We start from the raw sequence: 1,374 nt of genomic DNA, 5'->3' as shown, positions 1-1,374 counted from the left end.
AGCTCCAAAAGCTCATCGACCAGCGCGCGTGTGCCCTTGCCTTCTTTCGCGAGTGTCACAAGGCCCTTGATCGCCTTGAGGACTTTCTGCAGGTCAGTTCGATCGGCGATTTCAGACGCGCGGCGCTGGTGGTTGATGCGGTTGCTCTCCTCGACATAGGTCCGTATGGCCTCTGCCGCGACCTCGGGGGTCATCATGCGATCGCGCAGACCATCAAGGACGCGCGCTTCCAGCTTTTCGCGCGTGATGCTATGCCCGTTCGCGCAGCTTTTCGTATCAACATGGTTCGAACAAGCAAACCGCCCCTGCCCGCGAAGGGAATAAGGACCGCCACAGCAGCCGCAATAGATCAGGCCAGAGAGAAGGCTTTTCGGGCGATGCGTTCGATTAAGAGCTGTCTGAGCGGAGCGAGTTGCCTCGATGCCGTCGGCATATTGGATCGCGATATTCTCTTGCCTTGCCTTCACAGCCTGCCAGAGATCTTCATCCACGATCCGCAGGTCAGGAACCTCGGTCACTATCCATTCGGATTTGGGATTGATGCGGGAGACCCGCTTGCCGGTTTGCGGGTTCTTCAGATAGCGCAGCCGGTTCCAGACAAGTTTGCCGATATAAAGCTCGTTGTTGAGGAGGCCTGTGCCGCGCTTGGCGTGGCCGCGGATCGTGGTTGATGTCCACAGCTTGCCCGTTGGTGCTGAAATGCCCGCATCATTGAGCCGGCAAGCGATCGTGTGAGGGCTGAGCCCGTTGGCGAACTGTCGGAAAACCTGGCGGATGACTTCAGCTTCGGCGGCATTGATGCTCCGCTCACCGTGCACGGGTTCGCCTTCGCTGGAGAAGCGCCGCACGACGTCGTAGCCAAAGCAAAGCCCGCCCCCGGATTTGCCCTTCTCGACGCGGCCGCGCAGACCCCGATGGGTCTTCTTCGCAAGATCCTTCAGGAACAGGGCGTTCATCGTGCCCTTGAGGCCGACATGCAGTTCGGAAACTTCACCCTCGGCCAGGGTGACTATCTTCACGCCGGCAAACTGGAGATTCTTGTAGAGCGTGGCGACGTCGGCTTGGTCGCGCGACACCCGATCCAGCGCCTCGGCTAGCAGAATGTCGAAGCGCCCCATCTGCGCATCCTGCAAAAGTGACTGGATGCCGGGACGGAGTATGACGCTCGCGCCGGAGATCGCTGCATCCTTATAGCTGCCCACGACCCGCCAGCCTTCGCGCCCCGCCTGTTCGCGGCATATCAAAAACTGGTCTTCGATTAGAGGCAGGGCTCTGCTTGTCATCGGAATAGCGGGCATAAAGCGCTACGCGGGGCATTGGAGTCTCCAGAGATGAGCTTTATGGGCAGTCTACAGATTTGACCATGCTTGCCAA

The 1,374-nt window shown here is 59.3% G+C and carries 1 protein-coding gene; it reads right to left on the bottom strand.

The window, feature by feature from the left end:
- Window positions 1–1,202: recombinase family protein (locus K9B33_RS22865; protein WP_318011167.1), on the bottom strand; the 1,202-nt coding region annotated here is incomplete at its 3' end.
- Window positions 1,203–1,374: the final 172 nt, after the last annotated feature.

Source organism: Sphingobium sp. 3R8 (assembly GCF_020166615.1).
Lineage (GTDB): Bacteria > Pseudomonadota > Alphaproteobacteria > Sphingomonadales > Sphingomonadaceae > Sphingobium > Sphingobium bisphenolicum.
This window is presented reverse-complemented; position numbering and strand designations above follow the sequence as displayed.